Annotated in this window: 18 protein-coding genes and 2 tRNA genes; 8 read left to right on the top strand and 12 right to left on the bottom strand. The window is 66.6% G+C overall.

Translation table 11 applies throughout. The features are described 5' to 3' along the window. Positions 1-26 precede the first annotated feature (26 nt). Together LSI54_RS06475 and LSI54_RS06470 are read left to right on the top strand one after the other, a co-directional pair. Entirely contained in the window at positions 27-1,340 is a 1,314-nt protein-coding gene (locus tag LSI54_RS06475) for a Mur ligase family protein (protein ID WP_241477982.1), read from the top strand. Continuing rightward, positions 1,340-2,089, top strand: coding sequence for a type 1 glutamine amidotransferase (locus tag LSI54_RS06470; RefSeq protein WP_241465661.1), 750 nt, complete (start codon positions 1,340-1,342; stop codon positions 2,087-2,089). Before LSI54_RS06475 ends, LSI54_RS06470 begins: the two co-directional genes overlap by 1 nt. Before the next feature lie 36 nt (positions 2,090-2,125). On the opposite strand, the gene LSI54_RS06465 is transcribed toward LSI54_RS06470, so the two are convergent. Next, entirely contained in the window at positions 2,126-2,422 is a 297-nt protein-coding gene (locus LSI54_RS06465) for a cell division protein CrgA (RefSeq protein WP_241465662.1), read from the bottom strand. A gap of 146 nt (positions 2,423-2,568) precedes the next feature. Here LSI54_RS06465 and LSI54_RS06460 point away from each other — a divergent pair, with 146 nt between their 5' ends. The 3 genes from LSI54_RS06460 to LSI54_RS06450 are packed head-to-tail and all read left to right on the top strand — an operon-like array spanning position 2,569 to position 4,170. Further along, positions 2,569-3,330 (top strand): class E sortase, encoded by a 762-nt coding sequence (locus tag LSI54_RS06460; protein ID WP_241465663.1) that lies wholly within the window; start codon positions 2,569-2,571, stop codon positions 3,328-3,330. Between the two features lies 1 nt (position 3,331). Continuing rightward, positions 3,332-3,532 (top strand): hypothetical protein, encoded by a 201-nt coding sequence (locus tag LSI54_RS06455; protein WP_241465664.1) that lies wholly within the window; start codon positions 3,332-3,334, stop codon positions 3,530-3,532. Beyond that, positions 3,529-4,170: an aminodeoxychorismate/anthranilate synthase component II gene (locus LSI54_RS06450; protein WP_241465665.1), complete on the top strand. Its 642-nt coding sequence runs from the start codon at positions 3,529-3,531 to the stop codon at positions 4,168-4,170. The genes LSI54_RS06455 and LSI54_RS06450 overlap by 4 nt, the downstream gene beginning before the upstream one ends. Positions 4,171-4,294: 124 nt before the next feature. Here LSI54_RS06450 and LSI54_RS06445 read toward each other — a convergent pair whose 3' ends face one another. Continuing rightward, entirely contained in the window at positions 4,295-5,257 is a 963-nt protein-coding gene (locus LSI54_RS06445) for a hypothetical protein (protein WP_241477981.1), read from the bottom strand. A 135-nt stretch (positions 5,258-5,392) separates the two neighbouring features. Between LSI54_RS06445 and LSI54_RS06440 the strand changes: the two genes are divergently transcribed. Beyond that, a complete protein-coding gene (locus tag LSI54_RS06440; protein WP_274616090.1) occupies positions 5,393-5,926 on the top strand; it encodes a peptidylprolyl isomerase in 534 nt (177 codons plus the stop codon). A gap of 129 nt (positions 5,927-6,055) precedes the next feature. Further along, a complete protein-coding gene (locus LSI54_RS06435) occupies positions 6,056-6,835 on the top strand; it encodes a rhomboid family intramembrane serine protease (RefSeq protein ID WP_241477980.1) in 780 nt (259 codons plus the stop codon). A gap of 256 nt (positions 6,836-7,091) precedes the next feature. Here the strand turns inward: LSI54_RS06435 and LSI54_RS06430 are convergent, their stop codons facing one another. Continuing rightward, complete coding sequence (locus LSI54_RS06430) at positions 7,092-8,171, bottom strand: CNNM domain-containing protein (RefSeq protein WP_241476383.1); 1,080 nt, start codon at positions 8,169-8,171, stop codon at positions 7,092-7,094. Further along, positions 8,168-9,529, bottom strand: a complete 1,362-nt coding sequence (locus tag LSI54_RS06425) for a hemolysin family protein (protein ID WP_241477979.1) — start codon at positions 9,527-9,529, stop codon at positions 8,168-8,170. The genes LSI54_RS06430 and LSI54_RS06425 overlap by 4 nt, the downstream gene beginning before the upstream one ends. A 250-nt stretch (positions 9,530-9,779) precedes the next feature. Between LSI54_RS06425 and LSI54_RS06420 the strand changes: the two genes are divergently transcribed. After that, complete coding sequence (locus LSI54_RS06420) at positions 9,780-10,778, top strand: alpha/beta fold hydrolase (RefSeq protein ID WP_241477978.1); 999 nt, start codon at positions 9,780-9,782, stop codon at positions 10,776-10,778. 127 nt (positions 10,779-10,905) lie between these two features. On the opposite strand, the gene LSI54_RS06415 is transcribed toward LSI54_RS06420, so the two are convergent. The 8 genes from LSI54_RS06415 to recF form a co-directional block, all read right to left on the bottom strand. Next, positions 10,906-10,981: transfer RNA gene (locus LSI54_RS06415), tRNA-Ala, on the bottom strand. Between the two features lie 19 nt (positions 10,982-11,000). Then, positions 11,001-11,114, bottom strand: coding sequence for a DLW-39 family protein (locus tag LSI54_RS06410; RefSeq protein ID WP_219886429.1), 114 nt, complete (start codon positions 11,112-11,114; stop codon positions 11,001-11,003). Positions 11,115-11,137: 23 nt separating this feature from the next. Continuing rightward, a tRNA-Ile gene (locus tag LSI54_RS06405) sits at positions 11,138-11,211 on the bottom strand. 94 nt (positions 11,212-11,305) lie between these two features. After that, positions 11,306-11,698, bottom strand: coding sequence for a DUF3566 domain-containing protein (locus tag LSI54_RS13260; protein ID WP_370642747.1), 393 nt, complete (start codon positions 11,696-11,698; stop codon positions 11,306-11,308). A gap of 264 nt (positions 11,699-11,962) precedes the next feature. After that, positions 11,963-14,671: a DNA gyrase subunit A gene (gene gyrA / locus LSI54_RS06395; RefSeq protein WP_446740418.1), complete on the bottom strand. Its 2,709-nt coding sequence runs from the start codon at positions 14,669-14,671 to the stop codon at positions 11,963-11,965. Positions 14,672-14,741: 70 nt separating this feature from the next. Then, positions 14,742-16,820, bottom strand: a complete 2,079-nt coding sequence (gene gyrB / locus LSI54_RS06390; RefSeq protein ID WP_241465673.1) for a DNA topoisomerase (ATP-hydrolyzing) subunit B — start codon at positions 16,818-16,820, stop codon at positions 14,742-14,744. A 264-nt stretch (positions 16,821-17,084) separates the two neighbouring features. Continuing rightward, entirely contained in the window at positions 17,085-17,648 is a 564-nt protein-coding gene (locus LSI54_RS06385) for a DUF721 domain-containing protein (protein ID WP_241465674.1), read from the bottom strand. Beyond that, positions 17,635-18,906: a DNA replication/repair protein RecF gene (recF, locus tag LSI54_RS06380; RefSeq protein ID WP_241477977.1), complete on the bottom strand. Its 1,272-nt coding sequence runs from the start codon at positions 18,904-18,906 to the stop codon at positions 17,635-17,637. The genes LSI54_RS06385 and recF overlap by 14 nt, the downstream gene beginning before the upstream one ends. Positions 18,907-18,920: the final 14 nt, after the last annotated feature.

The following is an 18,920-nucleotide window of genomic DNA, read 5'->3' as shown; positions in this document are numbered from 1 at the left end:
AGAAATGAGATGAAATAATCAGCGCCATGTCCAGACTCTCCTTCTCACCGCGAACCCTCGGCACGGCTCTGGGCTCGGCCGGCTCGGTGCTCATCGGTCGGGCCGCCCGCACCGTGACGAAGCTGCGCGGCGGCGGCGGGTCGGCCTTCCCAGGACTGGTCGTCGAGAAGCTCGACCCGCATTTCCTCGCCCGCACGCTGCACCGGCTCCCGCGCGGGGTCATCGTCGTGTCGGGGACCAACGGGAAGACCACGACCACCAAGATGGTCGTGGAGCTGCTGCAGGGCCAGGGTCTGAAGGTCTTCACCAACCGCAGCGGCTCCAACTTCACCCGCGGCGTCGTCGCCTCGATCCTCGAAGAGGTCAAGCTCTCCGGGAAGCTCGACGCCGACATCGCGGTGCTGGAGCTCGATGAGGCCCACGCGGTGCACTTCGTCAAGGCGGTGCGCCCCAACCACAGCCTGCTGCTCAATGTCATGCGTGATCAGCTGGACCGTTTCGGGGAGATCGACACCACCGCAGGGATGCTGCGCACCATCGCCCAGCACACGGTCGAGGCCGTGGTGCTCAACCGTGAGGACCCCCGGGTCCGGGCCATCGCCGAGACCCTTGGCGCCCAGCGGGTCGACTACTTCGGGCTCAGCGAGTCGCTGCGCGGCCACTTCCCCAGCGACGATGACTTCCACTCAGGACCCGCGACCGCGGCGGATCACCCGCACGCCGATGTCGTCCTCGAAGAGCTCATCGAGGGCGGTGGCCGGTTCACCGTCGACGGCGAGTCGGTGACCACCTCACTGACCGTCAACGGCGCCTACAACACCTTCAACGCTGCGGCCGCGATGGCGGTCGTCCGCCAGGCGCTGGGCGACACCGTGGACGCCCCGGCGCTCATCGACTCCCTCTCCAAGGTCTCTCCGGCCTTCGGACGTGGCGAGAGCCTCACCGTGCAGGGACGTCCGCTGGACCTGGTGCTGGTGAAGAACCCCTCCGGATTCCGGCTCGGACTGAGCTCCTTCCCTGCCGGCGGTGTGGCCACGATGATCGCGATCAACGACAACTACGCCGACGGCCGGGACATGAGCTGGCTCTGGGACGTGGAGTTCGCCTCGCTCGCGGAGGAGGGCGTGCGGATGATCTCCGGAGTGCGCGCCTACGACATGGCTCTGCGGCTGAAATACGACGAGGTCGACTTCGACGCGGTGGAGCCTGACCTGTCGCTCGCGCTCACCCGCTTCCTCGAGGAGAACCCCGGGAAGCCCGCCCGGATCTTCTGCACCTACACCGCCATGCTCGGGCTGCGAAAGCGGCTTGGCGCCTATACCGAAGTCGAGGCCTTCTGATGGCAGAGTCCAAGCCCATCCACGTGCTCCAGCTCTATCCCCGGGACATGAACATCTATGGAGACTTCGGCAATGCGCTGGTGCTCCAGCGACGTCTGCAGTGGCGCGGCTATGAGCCGATCCTGCACAGCTACGACCCGGAGGATGAGTTCCCGGAGCAGGTCGACATCGTCATCGGCGGCGGCGGTCAGGACAGCGGTCAGGACAAGATCCAGCAGGACCTGCTGCGGATCGGTGACAAGCTCCACGCCCTGGCCGAGGACGGCACCCCGATGCTGATGATCTGCGGTCTGTACCAGCTCTTCGGGCACTCCTTCCGCACCCGGGAGGGCCGGGAGATCAAGGGCGTGGGCCTCCTGGACCTGAGAACCGAGGGCACCGACACCCGGCTGATCGGCAATGTGGTGGCCGAGTCCAAGGAGTTCGGCGAGATCCTCGGCTACGAGAACCACTCCGGACAGACCTATCTCGGGCCCGAGGTCCAGCCGCTGGCACGGGTCACCAAGGGCGAGGGGAACAACGCCCGGGATTCACACGAGGGCGCGCGCTGGAAGAACATCGTGGGCAGCTACCTGCACGGGTCGCTGCTGCCGAAGAATCCGGCGATCGCGGACTTCCTGATCGCACAGGCCGTTCAGAACCGCTACGCCGAGACGATCCAGCCGCAGATCGATCCGGCCGGGTCTGCCCAGCCGATCGATGAGCTGACCCGCAAGGCCCGGACGACGGCGACCAGGCGACCCCGCTAGGTCCTCACATCAGTTCATCGTCGATGCCTCGACCCACTACTTCCAGCGCATCGTCATGAAGAAGCCGACCATGGTGATGCCGAAGCCGATGATGACGTTCCAGCCGCCGGCGGCCTGCACCGGGGCGGCGCCCTGGGTGATGTACCAGACGATCAGCCAGAGCAGGCCCAGGATCATCAGCCCGATCATCGTCGCCCGGTACCAGAGCGGCAGCGAGTCGTCCTCGAGTTCGAGGTCCTTGACCTCCTTGGGATCGGCGTCGTTCAGCGGAGACTTCTTCGTCTCGGTCTTGTCGCGCGTCCTGCGGTTCTTGCGGTGCTTGGACTCAGCCACGTCGGTTCGGTCCCCTCTGGGTCTGGCACGGATCTCGGTTCGGTATCCTGGTCTCACGGCCGTGCCCCCTTGGGGCCCGGCCGTGGTCTGCGTGCCATTCTACCGTTCCGGTGTGATGGTCGCCCCACTCAACCTTCGGAGGATTCATGTCGGGACACCGTGGCCGCAGCACAGGCGCCCGGATCCTCGGTGTCGCCGGCGAGCTGCTGATCACCCTGGGGGTGCTGGGGCTGCTCTTCGTGGTGTGGGAGGTCTGGTGGACCGGACTCGACGCGAATCGCGAGGCCCAGACCATCGAAGACGAGTTCCACACCCGAATCGAACAGCTGGACGCTGACCCGGCACGGCAGGAGCAGCCGGAGTCACAGCAAGACTGTCAGGAGCTTCCCAACGGGAAGGCTGCGGCGTGTCCAGAGAAGATGGCCGCCGTGGACTCCGGGGCCATGGCCATGATCTACGCCCCCGCCATCGGCGCCGACTGGTCAGCACCTGTCCGCTCCGGAGTCGACGACCAGACGCTGAACACCGGCGGTCTGGGACACTACCCGGAGACCCAGCTGCCCGGAGAGCCGGGCAACTTCGCGGTGGCCGGACACCGCCTCACCTATGGCGACGTGCTGCGCGATCAGGACCGCCTGACTCCCGGGGACGAGGTCTACGTGGAGTCCCCCGATGGGTACTACACCTATGAGGTCTATGAGACCCATGTGGTGCTGCCCCAGCAGTCCGAGGTCATCCTCCCGGTCCCGGGCGAGCCGGAGGCAGAGGCTGATCGGTCGCTGCTGACGCTGACCACCTGTCATCCGCTCTTCTCCAACCGCGAGCGACTGATCACCCACGCGGAGCTGGTCGACTTCGCACCACTGACCGCCGAGGCGCCGGCTGCGCTCGGCCAGGGAGGTTCCTGAGATGTATGCCTGGCTCTTCCGCTCGCTTCCCGGTCCGCTGGTGGTGCAGATCCTTCTGGCACTGGCCCTCGTGGCCGGTATCGTGTTCCTCCTGATGCAGTTCGTCTTCCCCTGGCTGAGCCAGTACAGCCCGCTCAATGACTCCACGCTTGAAACGATGACCTTCCCGGCGCTGGGCCGGGCCGAAGGGACCCCCGCATGAGCGACACCCCCGCCCGCATCCTCGTCATCGACAACTACGACAGCTTCGTCTACACCCTTGTCGGGTACCTGCGCGAGCTCGGCGCCGAGGCCACGGTGATCCGCAACGACGACCTCTCGGTGGAGGAGGCCAAGAAGCTCGCCGCCGAGCACGACGGCGTGCTCATCTCCCCCGGCCCCGGCACCCCCGGTGAGGCTGGTGTCTCGGTGGAGCTGATCCGCTGGTGCGCCGAGGCCCAGGAGCCGATGCTCGGGGTCTGTCTGGGGCATCAGGGCCTGGGGGAGGCCTTCGGCGCAACGGTCACCCATGCCGAGCAGCTGATGCACGGCAAGACCTCCCCGGTCACCCACACCGGGCACGTCTCCTTCGCCGGACTGCCCGAGACCTTCGTGGCCACTCGCTACCATTCCCTGATCGTGGCCCCGGAGACCATTCCTGAGGTGCTCGAGGTGACCGCGCGCACCGAGGACGGGGTCATCATGGGCCTGGCCCACCGCACGGCCCCGCTGTGGGGCATGCAGTATCACCCTGAGTCGGTGCTCACCGAGGGCGGCTACCGGATGCTGGGCAACTGGCTCGAGACCATGGGGCAGACCGGCGCGGCGGAGAAGGCTGCGAAGCTCAACCCCATCCGCTGAGTGCCCGCGCAGGCCCAGCAGGAGCCCGATACGCGTCGGCGCAGACAGCACGACACGCAGGAGCGGACCTGACGATCACGCCAGGTCCGCTCTTGTGTGTCTACGTTCTCAGTCGACGCTCGGCTCAGGTGGCCGGCTTCGGTGAGGGAACGTTCTTGCCCTTGGCCTCGTCAGCATTCTGCGCGTTGACGTTGGTCGCTCCCGAGGGCCCAGCCTTGGACTCCGGCGCACCGGAGGTCTTGGGGGCATCGGGAGTCGCCTTCGGCGCGGCGGCCGGGGTGCCAGCGACGGTGCTCGGCGCAGCCGGACCGCCCTGGGCAGCCGGCTTCGGCGCCGATGTTGCGGGCTGCGAAGCCGAGGCGGCTGGCTTGGGAGCCGAGGTCACCGGCTTGGGAGCTGCCGTGGAGGAGGTCGCTGGCCGGGTGACCGGCGCAGGCTTCTTCCACGGATCCTCCACCGGCTGGCTGGCGCGCCATGCGGCCACCCCTGCCGTCACGGCCGCGGCCACCAGTCCAAAGACCAGCAGACCCTTCTTGCGGCTGTTGGAGCGCTGGTGCTTCTTCAGCGTCTTGGCAGCGTCCTTCGCGTAGCGCTCGGAGCTCCTGCGCAGCTTCTTGACGATCTTCTTGTCACCGGTGGCCTTGATCAGCGCCTTCTCGACGCGGGGATCAAGCTCAGCGCGGTGGATCAGCTTCGCGGTCTTGTCCGCATAGCCGCCCAGCTTCGCCGAGGTGGCAGGGACGTACTCCGAGGTGAACTGCGTCTTGGCAGTGTCGTACTTGGAGAGGATCTTGGTCACCTCAGCCTTGGCCTGTGGGGGGAGCTTCTCGTACTGGGACGAGATGCCTTCTCCGGCGACCGAGGAGTACTCCTTGATCTTCTTGCCGGCCACTGAGGCGCCGTCGTTGACCGCCGTCAGTGCGCGACCCGAAGCGTCGTGCACCTTCGGGGCACCCTTGCGGTAGGTGTCCTCGGCCCAGTCTGCTGCCGCACCCAGTTTGGGGGCGGTCCAATCACGTGCGGTCTCGACCCCTGCGAGCACCAGGTGCTCCCAGCCGTGGTTCCGCTTCTTCTTCTTGCCGAACATGCATGTCCTCCGAATTCGGATCGGTTGCTGGCTCCAGCTTACGTGGTCTCTCCGTGACCTGCTATGGCACGGCCAATCCCTTCATCATCCCCCCAGCTGGCACCGCGCGCCACCAAGAGTGAGAGAATGGGGTCCATGAGTGCTATCGCAACACACAAGGCAACTATCCGTACTTCCCAGGGCGAGATCCTCGTCGAGCTCTTCGGGAACCACGCTCCCAAGACCGTGGACAACTTCGTCGGTCTCTCCACCGGTGAGCGCGAGTGGACCCACCCCGAGTCCGGCGAGAAGATGGTCGACACCCCGCTCTACAGCGGCACCGTGTTCCACCGGATCATCTCCGACTTCATGATCCAGGGCGGAGACCCGCTGGGCCTCGGCGTCGGCGGCCCCGGCTACAAGTTCGGCGACGAGATCCACCCGGAGCTGGACTTCACCTCCCCGTACAAGCTGGCCATGGCCAACGCAGGACCGGGCACCAACGGGTCCCAGTTCTTCATCACCTCGGTGGCCACCACCTGGCTGCAGGGCAAGCACACCATCTTCGGCGAGGTCTCTGATCCCGCCTCGCAGAAGATCGTCGACGCCCTGAACACTGTCCCCACCGACAACCGGGACCGTCCGAAGGAAGATGTCGTCATCGAGAAGATCGACATCGAGAAGCTCTGAGGATCTAGACCGATCAACGCAACATTCTGTCCGCAGCACCCGGACAGGCCCGCCACCGTGCAGTGTCAACGCTGTGAGCGGCCGGCCTGTCCGGAGTGTCTGCGGGAGGCCCCGGTCGGCTTCCAATGTGTGGACTGCCTGGCCCGGGCCAGGGATGAGTTCCAACGCCGCCGGCCCCCGGCGCGCTCCCAGTTCGGTGCCGTGCTGCGCGACGATCAGCGCCCGGTGGTCACCTTCACCGTCATCGGGCTCTGCGTCCTGCTCTTCTCCCTGCAGCTGCTCGGCAGCGCCGTCACCGACGCGAACCCTGACCCCGTCACCGGGGCCCTCTGGTATGCCCCGCTGCAGACGTCTTCCTGGGCTTTCGAGCCCTGGCGGATGCTCACCTCCGCGCTGGTGCATTCTCCGGCCAACGCCATGCATCTGCTCTTCAACATGTTCGCGCTCTGGTTCATCGGCCGGGCCATCGAACCGGCGCTCGGACCCCTGCGCTATATCGCCCTGCTGACCCTCTCCGCTCTCGGCGGCTCTGTCGCTGTGCTCTTCCTGACTCCCGCGTGGACCCCCACGCTCGGCGCCTCCGGAGCAGTCTTCGGCCTCTTCGGTGCGCTGTTCATCCTGATGCGCGCCACCGGCTCCCAGACCGGCGGAATCCTGGCGCTGATCGCGATCAACGTGGTGATCAGCTTCGTGGTCCCCGGCATCTCCTGGCAGGGGCATTTCGGTGGACTCGTCATCGGCGCGCTGTGCGCCCTGGTGTTCTCCAAGGCCCCGGCCCGCTCCTCCACCGACCGGCGCCAGGACGCGCGCCGACGCGCGCGCTGGCAGGGCTTCGGTCTGCTCGGCATCGCCGTGGTCCTGGTGCTGCTCACCGGCCTGGGCATGACCCTGGTGAATCCCTACGCATGAACCACCCCGCTTCCTCCCCAGGCTGTGCAGGACTAATCCACAGTTTTGTGCACAATTCACAGAAACCTGTGGATAGCGGGCTGACCTGGGGAATCACACCTGTGTAACTTATACACACTGTGGATAAACCCTGTGGATAACCTTTTGATCTGGGCTTTCACAGCAGATACGACGACGCCGAAACCACAGACCGTGGTTTCGGCGTCATCGTCATGTTCCGCTGGATGATCCAGCCGGGCCGCCGAGCTGCTGCTGCTCAGCGTCGTGCGGCCGCCCCGTGCGGACCGGAGTCGGCAGCGGCCTCTGACTCGCTCCACTGCTCCTCCATGGTGGGCCACATCCGCTTGAGGATGTCGTTCCAGGTGATCGCCCCAGCAAGAACGCCGTCGGAGTACACCACTGCCAGCTGTTCGCCGGCCTCACGCATGGTCTGGAACGCGTCATAGACGGACGCTCCGGTGGACACGACCAGCGCAGGGCGGGCCAGTTCGCTGACCGGGTGCCCCGGCTCGACGGTGAGCGTGTCCCGCACATGGACCACCAGCGGGTTCGTGCCGGTCTCGGGGATGATCAGAATCCGCAGGTGCCCGGTGCGCTGGGCCGCGGCCTGCACATCAGCCGCCGTGGCCGAAGCGGGCACCGTAGTGGTCTCCTGACGGGTGCGCGCGGCAATCACATCGTCGACGGTGAGCGTCTCGAGGTCGATGACCCGGGAGATCTGCGAGGCCGAGGCCTGATCCAGCATGCCGGTCCGGGTGGAGTGCTCGACCAGATGCCGGATCGTGTCGGAGTCGTAGCCGCCCGCAGCCGCACGGTCCACCGGGATGATTCCGCTGGCCGCGACCAGTCGGTTGGCGATGCTGTTGATCCAGAGCAGCCAGGGCCGGAAGACCCAGAGGATCACCTGGGCCGGGAGTGCGACGAGCTTCGCGGCTCGCTCCGGATGCGCGATGGCCCAGGATTTCGGGGCCATCTCGCCGACCACCAGGTGCAGGAAGGTCATCAGGAACAGCGCCAGCGCGAAGGCGAGCACGTCGGCGGCCCACAGCGGCATGTTCCACGACTCGAAGATCGGGGTGAGTGCGTAGTCGACAGCGGGTTTGCTGACCGCGCCCAGCGCGAAGGTACACGCCGTGATGCCCAGCTGGGCTCCGGCGAGCATCACCGTGAGCTCGTTGAGCCCGCGCAGCGCGGCGCGCGCCGAACGGCTGTGCTCTGCTTCTTCCTCCAGGCGGTGGCGGCGGGCAGCCAGCAGCGCGAACTCAAGGATGACGAAGAAGGCGGAGATGGCAATGATGGCGATGGTTGCAATGGTGGGGATCAGCCAGTCGCTCATCGTTCCTCCTCGAAATGTTCGGTCAGGCGAAGGTGCACTGACTCGGGAACGTGGCGGTCCACGCTGATCACGGTGACGTCGACCCAGCGCTGCGGGGGCGAGGACTCGCCATAGTCGGCGGGTTCAGCCGGCAGATCGATCCGGACCTCCTGGCCTTCGGTGAGCAGCGCGCCCTCCTGGGACATCAGGAGCCCGGAGAGCGTCTCGTAATCGCCTTCGGGAAAGTCCTGACCGATGACGCGCTCCACCTCGTCCAGGTGCAGATCACCATCGACGCGCCAGTGGTTCTCGCCGACATGTTCGATGCCGGCGGGCGCCTCGTCGTCGTGCTCGTCGGTGATCTCGCCGAGGATCTCCTCCGCAAGGTCCTCCATGGTCACCACACCGGTGAAGCCGCCGTATTCGTCGATGACGCAGGCGAGCTTGGCGTCGGCATCACGCAGCGTGCGCACCGCCTCAGGCAGCGGCATCAACGTCGGCACGATCACCGGAGAGCGCATGATCTCGGTCGCAGCGGCCGCATCGGTGAACTTGGTGCCCAGCAGGTCTACGAGATGGACGACGCCGACGGGTTCGTCATGCATGTCGACCACCGGGTAGCGGGTGTGCTCCTGGGCCATGAGCGCACGGATCTCGCCCAACGTGGTGTCAGGATGGATCAGCCCGGTGCGGGACCGCGGAATCATGGCGTGCTCGACGTCGTGATCCGGGAAGTCCAGGATCCTGTCGAGGGTCAGGTACATCTCCTCGGCCAGGTCTCCGCTCTCATGCGAGCTGGTCACGATGTGCTCGAGGTCCTTCGCCGTGGCGCTGGACTCCACGTCGTGCACCGGCTCGATTCGCAACAGCTTCAGCAGCGCGTTCGCAGAGACATCGAAGATCCAGATCAGCCAGCCGAAGGCGGCGAGATAGATCTTCGTGGACCGCGCCAGGGCCAGCGACAACGGGGTCGGATTCGCGATCGCGTAGTTCTTCGGGAAAAGCTCGCCGAAGATCATCTGTACGATCGTGGCGGCGGCCAGAGCGATGATCGTGCCGACCGCGATGCCCAGCGCCGCCGGGACGCCGATGCCGCCCAGCAGAGCGCCCAGACTCTCCCCCACCAGCGGCTCTGCGACATAGCCCACGAGCAGACCGGTGACGGTGATGCCCAGCTGGGCTCCGGAGAGCATGAAGGAGGTGCGTCCGGTGACGTCCAGCGCGCGCTGTGCGGACTTATCGCCTCCGGCGGCCAGTGCCCGCAGCTTATTGCGGTCCACGGACATGTACGCGAATTCTTGGGCCACGAAGTAGCCGTTGGCGGCAATGATGACCAGGATGACGAGGATGCCCAGCAGCAGAAGCAAGATGTCGATCACCGGGTCACCACCAGCGCGCACCTGCGGAGATCAGCTTGCCCTGCGTTCGCAGTACTCGGGGGGCGAGATCGTCGCCAGCGGAGTACTGCGCGTTGTAACTCGTACACCTGTGTCAGGCACCTCTTCAGACTTTAGATTGGACCGATAGATCGAGACTATAGCGCAATCGGGTCCCGGGGGTAGACCGCGTGCGGCAGGTCCTGGCCGGAGTCTCCTGTGAAGGACCGTCTCCTGTTGATACCGTGTGCCCGTGACGACCGAGGCCTATGCCGCGTTTCTCGATCCGGGGCACCATGCGGCAGCCACCCATCCGCGGGTGAGCACATGGTGGCGCTGGCAGGATCACCAGGTGCACATCGCCCGCCCCGCACCCCGCCCCGCGCCGCTGGCTGCAGCTCTCGCCGCACCGGCCGATGAGTCCGTCGGCACAGTCCCGCTCAAGCCGCCCAAGCCGGCCAGGCCGGCGGTCCGGGTGCTGGTGATCCACGGCGGCGGCGGGCACAGCGGGGCGCTCTGGCCGATCACCTCGCTGCTCGCCGCGCAGGGCCTCGACGTCGCAGCCGTGGATCTCCCGCTCTATGGCAGGACGCTCAGCCTGGACCCGGGCGCCGTGCGGTATCAGACCTGGGTCGGGCTGCTGGTCGACCTTCTCGACGCCGAGCACGACGACCGACCGCTGATCCTGCTCGGTGCGAGCATGGGCGGGATGCTCGCCTACGAGGCGGCAGCCAGATCACCGCACGTGGCCGCGGTCGGAGCGACCTCCCTGCTGGATCCGCAGGACTGGCGCGTCCGGGCGAGGCTGACCCGCTTCGGTCCCCTGGCCGTCGCCGGCGCTCAGCTCACCCGCCTCATCCCCGGAGGAGCCGCACAGATGATGGTGCCGATGCGCGCCGTGGCTGATTTCGCGAAGATGAGCCGGGACCCGGACCTGGCCGAACTGTGCGCCTCGGATCCGCTGGGCGGAGGCGCCCGAATACCGGTGGGGTTTCTCAGCTCATTCCTGAACTACGACCATGTCCCCGGGGCGGAGATGACCACACCGGTGACCCTCCTTCACCCCACACACGACGCCTGGACCCCCGTGCAGCTGAGCATGCGGTTCCTGCTGCGGATCGCGGCCCCGACCGAGGCTGTGATGCTGCGCCGATGCGGGCATTTCCCGATCGAGGAGCCCGGGGTGAGCGATCTCGTCGCCGCCGTGGTCCGCCTCGCCGGAAGACACATCGAGACAGGGCCCCCAGCGTGAACCACCAGACTGCACCGAGAGACGCATGCGGTGACAGGAAGCTCCACCAGGTCGCCGGGCCCGGCCCAGGACACGAAAAAGCTCCCCGCACTTCAAGTGCGGGGAGCCTCTTCCGATTCAGATCCTCTGGTGGAGGCAAGGGGACTCGAACCCCTAACCCCCTGCTTGCAAAGCAGGTGCGCTACCAATTGCGCCATGCCCCCAAAGGTGCTTCTCAGGTTATCAGAGCGAGTCTGTGGCCTGAGACCAGACCTGCCGGGTGTCCTCGGCTCGTCGCCACTGGCGATAACCGAGGATTCCCGCCACAGAGAGAGCCACAAAGACGATGCGTTTCATGTTTCCCTCCTTGGAGTCCGGGGTGGGCGTAGGAGGACTTGAACCTCCGACCTCATCGTTATCAGCGATGCGCTCTAACCGCCTGAGCTATACGCCCGGACACCTTGTTTCAGGTGCGTCACCCCCGCGAGGGCGACCACTACACGTTACCCTGCACCCTGCGACCCCGCCAAATCGTGGAGCCGGAGCGCTCAGTCGTCGGTGAGCGTGACTCCCACGCCGCCCACCAGGGAGGCGGAGAGGTTGTACAGCACTGCAGCGAGCATCGAGAGCACGGTCAGCAGCACCACGTTGACCACGGCGATGATCGTGGCGAAGGCTGCGACCTGCGTGATGGTCACAAGCTCCTCGACCCGGAAGGACCCGCCGCCGCCCTCGGTGCCGAGGATCTGACCGAGCAGCTCGTTGACTCGGTTGAAGATCCCCGAGACGTCCATGACGGTCCACAGCGTGACCGCCGCGACCACGGTCATGATGCCCAGGGCCACCGAGAGCAGGAAGCTCATCTTCAGCACCGACCAGGGGTCGACCTTGGAGATCAGCAGCCGCGCCTTGCGCACCTTCGCCTTGGGCGTCGGTCGCACCAGGCCGGGCTGGGGACGACTACCGGTGGGGCGCTGACCCTGAGCCGGACGTGCTCCCTGCCCGCTGGGGCGTGCCCCGGCAGTCGGTCGCGGCTTGGGGGCCCCGGCCTTCTCCGCCTGGGGACGGGGGGATGTGGTGGCTCCGCCAGCGGCCTGGGCACGCGGCCGAGGCGCGGGGAACCGGTTGGCCGGCCGCGCCGCGGAGGAGCCCGTCTGGCTCCCTGAATTACCTGCGCCGTTGCTTGCGCTCACTGAAGTCCTCCATCAGGCATCGTCTCGGTCCGATTCATCCCGGTCCGCTTCATCAGGGACCAACGCTACTGCATCGGCCGCGTCGGGACGCTCAGCTTCGCCGGCGGCAGCACCTGGTGTCCCGGGCTCCGACGTCGTGGCCTCAGCTGCACCCTCAGCTGCACCCTCAGCTGCACCCTCGGCTTCACCCGTGGCGGCCAGGGTCACCCCGGAGTTGCGTGCGACCTTGAGGATGCGGTCCTTCTTGCGCGGCTTCGCGAAGATGACCCCCATGGTGTCACGGCCCTTGGAGGGCACGCCTGAGACGGGAGACCGGACCACATTGCCGGATTCCATGACGACCAGGACCTCGTCGTCGTCCTCGACGACCATGGCGCCGACCAGGTCACCACGGTCCTCCACCAGCTTGCCCACCTTGATGCCCAGGCCGCCGCGGCCCTGGACCCGGTATTCGCTGACATCGGAGCGCTTGGCATAGCCGGCCTCGGTGACGACGAACACATAGGAGTCCTCGGTCACCACGTCGGCGGCCAGCAGCTCGTCCTCCTCGCGGAACTTCATGCCGGTGACGCCCGAGGTGGCGCGACCCATGGGTCGCAGCGCCTCGTCGGTGGCGGTGAAGCGCAGCGACTGGCCCTTGCGGGAGACCAGCATCAGATCATCGGCGGACGAGATCAGCTTGGAGGAGACCAGCTCGTCGTCCTCGCGCAGGTTGATCGCGATCACGCCTGCCTGACGGGGAGTGTCGTAGTCGGTGAGCACGGTCTTCTTCACCAGTCCGCGCTTCGTCGCCAGCACCAGGTAGGGGGCATCCTCATAGGTGCGCAGCGGCAGCACGCCGGCGATGTGCTCATCGGGCTGGAACGCCACGATGTTGGCCACGTGCTGGCCCTTGGAATCGCGACCGGACTCGATCAGGTCGTAGCACTTGGTGCGGTAGACCCGGCCGAGGTTGGTGAAGAACAGGATCCAGTGGTGCGTGGTGGTCACGAAGAAGTGCTCGACGATGTCGTCGGTGCGCAGCTGGGCGCCGCGGACTCCCCTGCCGCCTCGGTGCTGGGCGCGGTAGTTGTCGATCTTGGTCCGCTTCACGTAGCCGTCGCGGGTGATCGAGACGACCACGTCCTCCTGGGGGATCAGATCCTCCATGGACATGTCACCGTCGTAGCCCAGCTGGATGTGGGTGCGGCGGTCATCGCCGTGCTTGTCCACGATGGTGTCCAGCTCAGAGCTGATGATCCGGCGCTGGCGATCCTCTGAGGCCAGGATGTCCTGGAAGTCCTCGATCATCTTCATCAGCTCGTCGTACTCGTCCTGCAGGCGCTGGCGCTCCAGGGCGGCCAGCTTGCGCAGCTGCATGTCGAGGATGGCCTGGGCCTGGTCGTCGTCGATCTCCAGCAGAGACTTCAGGTTCTGCCGGGCCTCGTCGACGGTGGAGGAGGCGCGGATCGTGGCGATCACGCGGTCCAGGTCGTCCAGAGCCTTGAGCAGCCCGATCTTGATGTGGGCCTCACGCTGGGCCTTGTCGAGCCGGAACTGGGTGCGCCGGACGATCACGTCGATCTGGTGTGTGACCCAGTGGTGGACGAAGGCGTCCAGGCTCAGCGTGCGCGGCACGCCGTCGACCAGGGCCAGCATGTTCGCGGAGAAGTTCTCCTGCAGCTGGGTGTGCTTGTAGAGGTTGTTCAGCACCACCTTGGCCACGGCATCGCGCTTGAGCACGACGACGAGGCGCTGGCCGGTGCGTCCGGAGGATTCATCGCGCAGATCCGCGATCCCGGAGACCTTGCCGTCCTTGACCAGCAGCGCGATCTTTCGGGCCAGGTTGTCGGGGTTCGCGTGGTAGGGCAGCTCGGTGACCACCAGGCAGGTGCGTCCCTGGAGCTCCTCGACGCTGACCACTGCGCGCATCGTGATCGATCCGCGGCCGGTGCGATAGGCCTCTTCGATCCCACGGGTGCCCAGGATCTGTGCGCCGGTGGGGAAGTCTGGGCCCTTGATCCGCTGCAGCAGCGCCTCGAGCAGCTCTTCGCGGCTGGCCTGCGGGTTCTGCAGATACCACTTCACGCCGTCGGCGACCTCGCGCAGGTTGTGCGGAGGAATGTTGGTGGCCATGCCCACCGCGATGCCGGAGGAGCCGTTGACCAGCAGGTTCGGGAAGCGCGAGGGCAGCACGACGGGTTCCTGCTGCTTGCCGTCGTAGTTGTCCTGGAAGTCGACGGTGTTCTCGTTGATGTCCCGGACCATCTCCATGGCCAGCTGGGCCATCTTGGTCTCGGTATAACGCGGGGCCGCCGGGCCGTCGTCGCCGGGGTTGCCGAAGTTGCCCTGGCCGGTGGCCAGCGGGTAGCGCATCACCCAGTCCTGGATCAGCCGGGACAGGGCGTCGTAGATCGCCGAGTCGCCGTGGGGGTGATAGTTGCCCATCACGTCGCCGACCACGCGGGCGCACTTGTTGAAGGAGCGGTCCGGGCGGTAGCCGCCGTCGTACATCGCGTAGAGCACCCTGCGGTGCACCGGCTTGAGCCCGTCGCGCACATCGGGCAGCGCGCGGCCCACGATCACTGCCATCGCGTAGTCCAGGTAGGACCGCTTCATCTCGGTCTGCAGGTCGATCTGCCGGATCCGGTCGGTGGTCACGACCTCTTCGACGACGACGCCCTCAACGGCCTCGGACGGCCCGCCCTGCGGGTCCTGCGGTTCTTCGGTGTTGTCACTCACGTGTGGTGTTCTCCCTTATGCGGAAATCGGCATCGTCTCGCGGCTGCGCCCTGCACGGGCTGGCAGCGGGTCAGATGTCGAGGAAGCGGACGTCCTTGGCGTTCTGCTGGATGAATCCGCGGCGGGACTCGACGTCTTCACCCATCAGGATGGAGAACACCTCGTCGGCGGCAGCGGCGTCCTCCATGGAGACCTGGAGCAGGGTGCGGTGATCCGGATCCATGGTGGTCTCCCACAGCTCCGAGTAGTCCATCTCACCGAGTCCCTTATAGCGCTGGATCCCGAGCTCCTTGGGCAGCTTGCGCCCCTTGGCCCGACCTTCAGACAGCGCGACATCACGCTCGGCGTCGGTGTAGACGTAATCCTGCGGACCGGTCTGCCATTTGATCTTGTACAGCGGCGGCTGCGCGAGGAACACGTTGCCGTGTTCGATCAGCGGGCGCATATAGCGGAAGAGCAGGGTCAGCATCAGCGTGGTGATGTGCTGACCGTCCACGTCGGCATCGGCCATGAGCACGATCTTGTGATAGCGCAGCTTGGCCTGATCGAAGTCCTCGCCGATGCCGGTGCCGAAGGCGGTGATCATCGACTGGACCTCCTGGTTTCCCAGCGCCCGGTCCAGCCGTGCCCGCTCCACGTTGAGGATCTTTCCGCGCAGCGGCAGGATCGCCTGGGTGCGGGGGTCGCGGCCACGCTTGGCCGAGCCGCCGGCCGAGTCACCCTCGACCAGGTAGATCTCGGACTCGGAGGGGTCCTTGGAGGAGCAGTCCGCGAGCTTGCCGGGCATGCCCATGGTCTCCAGCGGAGACTTTCGGCGGGCGTTCTCGCGGGCCTTGCGGGCCGCGACGCGAGCATGAGCCGCTGACTGGGCCTTGCGCACGATGTCGCGCGCCGGGCCGGGGTTTCGCTCCAGCCAGTCCCCGAGATTCTCGTTGACGACCTTCTGCACGAAGCCGCGGGCCTCGGTGTTGCCCAGCTTGGTCTTGGTCTGCCCCTCGAACTGCGGCTCGCGCAGCTTGATCGAGATGACCGCGGTGAGACCTTCGCGGATGTCCTCGCCGGTGAGGTTGTCGTCCTTCTCACGCAGGATCTGCTTGTCTCGGGAGTACCGGTTGATCAACGTGGTCATCGCGGCGCGGAAGCCCTCTTCGTGGGTGCCGCCCTCGTGGGTGTTGATCGTGTTCGCGTAGGTGTGCACCGATTCCGAGTAGGACAGCGTCCACTGCATCGCGAGCTCGGCGGCCATGCCGCGCTCGGTGTCCTCGGTCTCGAAGGCGATGACGTCGTCGTGGACCACCTCGGCCCGCTTGGTGGCGTTGAGGTGGTTGACGTAGTCGAGCAGCCCGGAGTCGTACTGGTAGACGACGACGCGGCCCTTGGGAGTCTCGATGATGCCGTCATGGCCGCCGCCGGCCTCGGTGGGCTCCAGCTCGGCCTCGGTCTCCTCGTGGTGCTCCTCGAGCACCTCGTCGTGGACCACGGCGTTGCCCGGAATGTTGCGCTCATCGCGCAGGGTGATGCGCAGGCCCTTGTTCAGGAAGGCCATCTGCTGGAACCTGGCGCGCAGCGTCTCGAAGTCGAATTCGATGGACTCGAAGATCGACGGGTCCGGGTAGAAGGTCATGGTGGTGCCGGTGGAATCGGTCTCAGGGCCCCGGCTGAGCTGCTCGGTGGTCTCGCCGCCGTTGCCGAAGCCGATGCTCCACTCATAGCCCTGCCGACGCACGGTGGTGCGGACCTTCTGGGAGAGCGCGTTGACCACCGAGATGCCGACTCCATGGAGGCCGCCGGATACCGCGTAGCCGCTGCCGCCGAACTTGCCGCCCGCGTGCAGCACGGTCATCACGACCTCGACGGTGGGCTTGCCCTCGGTGGGATGCATGTCCACCGGAATGCCGCGGCCGTCGTCTTCGACCCGGACGCCGCCGTCGTCCTGCATGGTGATCTGGATGTGGGAGCAGTAGCCGGCCAGGGCCTCATCCACCGAGTTGTCGACCACTTCGTAGACCAGGTGGTGCAGACCGCGCTCACCGGTGGAACCGATGTACATGCCGGGACGCTTGCGGACTGCTTCCAGGCCCTCCAGGACGGTGATGTCCGAGGCGCCGTAGTTGCCCTGGTGCTGCTTGTTCTCGTTAGCCGAGGTCACGGGCTATGCCGTCTCCTTGAGTTGCCGGGAAGGTCGTGAAGGTCGACCTTGTCATGACACAGACCAGCCCGAGTGGTGGGTACGCTCGGGCCGTCGCTCCAGTCTACCGCGCCATCGCCCCAGAATCGCATTTTTTGGACGCTGTGGACGCCCAGACTTCATGGTCAGCGGCCGGGGAACCGGCCTGGGACCATCTCGGGGATGCCCGGATGAGGTTGGGTTCCACTGGGTGGGCCCGAGCGCGGCATATCGCAGCCTGGCGTTTCAGCCATAGGTGTCTCGTGGGCCCCGACCGCGCACCGAATAGCGCCCCTTCTTCCAACTCGGCGCCGCGGGACCGCGGATCGAGAGACCGGTGACGATCCCCGGGCCGAGCTGAGTGTTGAACACGTCCATCAGCTGCGGCTGCATGAGCTTCAGGTTCGTGGCCCAGGCGGTGGAGTCGCAGAGGACCTCCACCACCCCGTTCTCGAACTTCTCCGGCTTGCAGTGCTGCGCGATGGCAGAGCCGACCAGCTGCTCCCAGCGTGCGATGACCGAGCCCACCGCGACAGGAGAGCTCCAGCCGCGGGTCTTGATGAGCCCCCCGACGACTCCGCCGAGCAGGTTCGGATCACGCCGGTCCGCCCCGGACTGCGATCCCCCGGTGCTCTTCCCCCGTGCCTGGGCCTCTTTGGCGCCGCTGCGCGGGTCACCGGCGAGCGAGGAGCCGCGCGGGATTCCGCGCATCCGATGCTCTCCGCGCCCGCGGGCAGCCGCGCGCATCCGGGCCAGCAGGATCTTGGCGGCGTCCTCATGATCGTGGAGCGGGTCCTCAATCTCGTTCATGGACGGTCACCTGGCTGATCTGATCCACCGATTCCACCCGCAGCGCGTTGCGCATGAGGCTGGCCGGTACGTCGTCGTCCACTGCCGCAGTCACGATGAGCTGCTCCGCCTCGGCGGCGAGTTCGGCGAGGCGCCGTCGACGCCGGGAGTCGAGCTCGGCGAACACGTCGTCGAGGATCAGCACCGGCTGGGCGCCTTCACCGGGATCGTCGTCGACCATCACGCGGTACGCGGCCAGCCGCAGCGCCAGCGCGAAGGACCAGGTCTCTCCATGCGAGGCGAAGCCCTTGACCGGCACCTCGTCCAGGGTGAAGGCGATGTCGTCGCGGTGCGGACCCACCAGGGTGATGGCGCGATGCCGTTCTTCCCGCCGGGCTGCCCCGAGACGCTGAACCATCAGCGCCGCCAGCTCCTCGCGGGAGGCCGATTCCAGGGCCGAGACGTCGGCCGTCCCAGGCACGGTCGAGCTCCCGGCACCCGCATCGGCGGCCGGTGCTCCCTCCGTGTCCGGGGCAGCGGCCATCTCGCCGTCTGGATCCTCGTCGTTCGTGCCCGCGGCATCAAGGGAGCTGAGGTACTTCAGCCGCGCCGTGCGGACGCTGCCGGAGAGCTGCCCGTAGGCGGTCGCCGTGTGGGGACGAAGCGCCGTGAGCATCTCCAATCGGGCTTTGAGCAGGTGAGATCCAGCTTCGGAGAGCTGGTGGTCCCATACCGCGAGCGTGGACTCATGAGTGGCCGTGAACCCCTCATGGCGCAGCGACTTGAGCAGGGCGTTGCGCTGTTTGAGCACCTTCTCGTAGTCCAGGCGCACCCTGCCGAGCGCCGGACGCAGCTGCACCGCGAGATCATCCAGAAGCCGACGCCGAACAGCGGGGGACCCCTTGATCAGCTCCAGATCCTCCGGAGCGAAGAGCACGGTGCGCAGGATCCCCAGCACATCGGTGGCCCGCACCGGGTTTCCGCGATTGATCCGGGCCCGGTTGCTGCGCCCCGGGTTGATCTCGACCTCGAGTCGCGCCTGCCGAGATCCACGATGCGCATCGGCCCGGATGAAGGCCTGCTTCTCTCCATGTCGGACCAGGGGCCCGTCCTGGCTCACCCGGTGCGAGCTCAGCGTGGAGAGGTAGCCGATGGCTTCGGCGATGTTGGTCTTGCCCACCCCGTTGTATCCCAGCAGCACGTTGGGGCCAGGCTCCAATGTCAGCTGCGCGTGGGCGTAGCTGCGAAAGTCTGTGAGTGTGAGCTGTGAGATCCGCATGGTCTCCTGGGCTG

The sequence above is a fragment of the Nesterenkonia sp. AY15 genome (genome assembly GCF_022565855.1).
GTDB lineage: Bacteria > Actinomycetota > Actinomycetes > Actinomycetales > Micrococcaceae > Nesterenkonia.
This window is presented reverse-complemented; position numbering and strand designations above follow the sequence as displayed.

Coding starts and splice junctions, on each gene's coding strand:
- LSI54_RS06475 (WP_241477982.1), top strand. CDS start 27: ATGTCCAGACTCTCCTTCTCACCGCGAACCCTCGGCACGGCTCTGGGC.
- LSI54_RS06470 (WP_241465661.1), top strand. CDS start 1,340: ATGGCAGAGTCCAAGCCCATCCACGTGCTCCAGCTCTATCCCCGGGAC.
- LSI54_RS06460 (WP_241465663.1), top strand. CDS start 2,569: ATGTCGGGACACCGTGGCCGCAGCACAGGCGCCCGGATCCTCGGTGTC.
- LSI54_RS06455 (WP_241465664.1), top strand. CDS start 3,332: ATGTATGCCTGGCTCTTCCGCTCGCTTCCCGGTCCGCTGGTGGTGCAG.
- LSI54_RS06450 (WP_241465665.1), top strand. CDS start 3,529: ATGAGCGACACCCCCGCCCGCATCCTCGTCATCGACAACTACGACAGC.
- LSI54_RS06445 (WP_241477981.1), bottom strand. CDS start 5,257: ATGTTCGGCAAGAAGAAGAAGCGGAACCACGGCTGGGAGCACCTGGTG.
- LSI54_RS06440 (WP_274616090.1), top strand. CDS start 5,393: ATGAGTGCTATCGCAACACACAAGGCAACTATCCGTACTTCCCAGGGC.
- LSI54_RS06430 (WP_241476383.1), bottom strand. CDS start 8,171: ATGAGCGACTGGCTGATCCCCACCATTGCAACCATCGCCATCATTGCC.
- LSI54_RS06410 (WP_219886429.1), bottom strand. CDS start 11,114: ATGAAACGCATCGTCTTTGTGGCTCTCTCTGTGGCGGGAATCCTCGGT.
- LSI54_RS06385 (WP_241465674.1), bottom strand. CDS start 17,648: ATGAACGAGATTGAGGACCCGCTCCACGATCATGAGGACGCCGCCAAG.
- recF (WP_241477977.1), bottom strand. CDS start 18,906: ATGCGGATCTCACAGCTCACACTCACAGACTTTCGCAGCTACGCCCAC.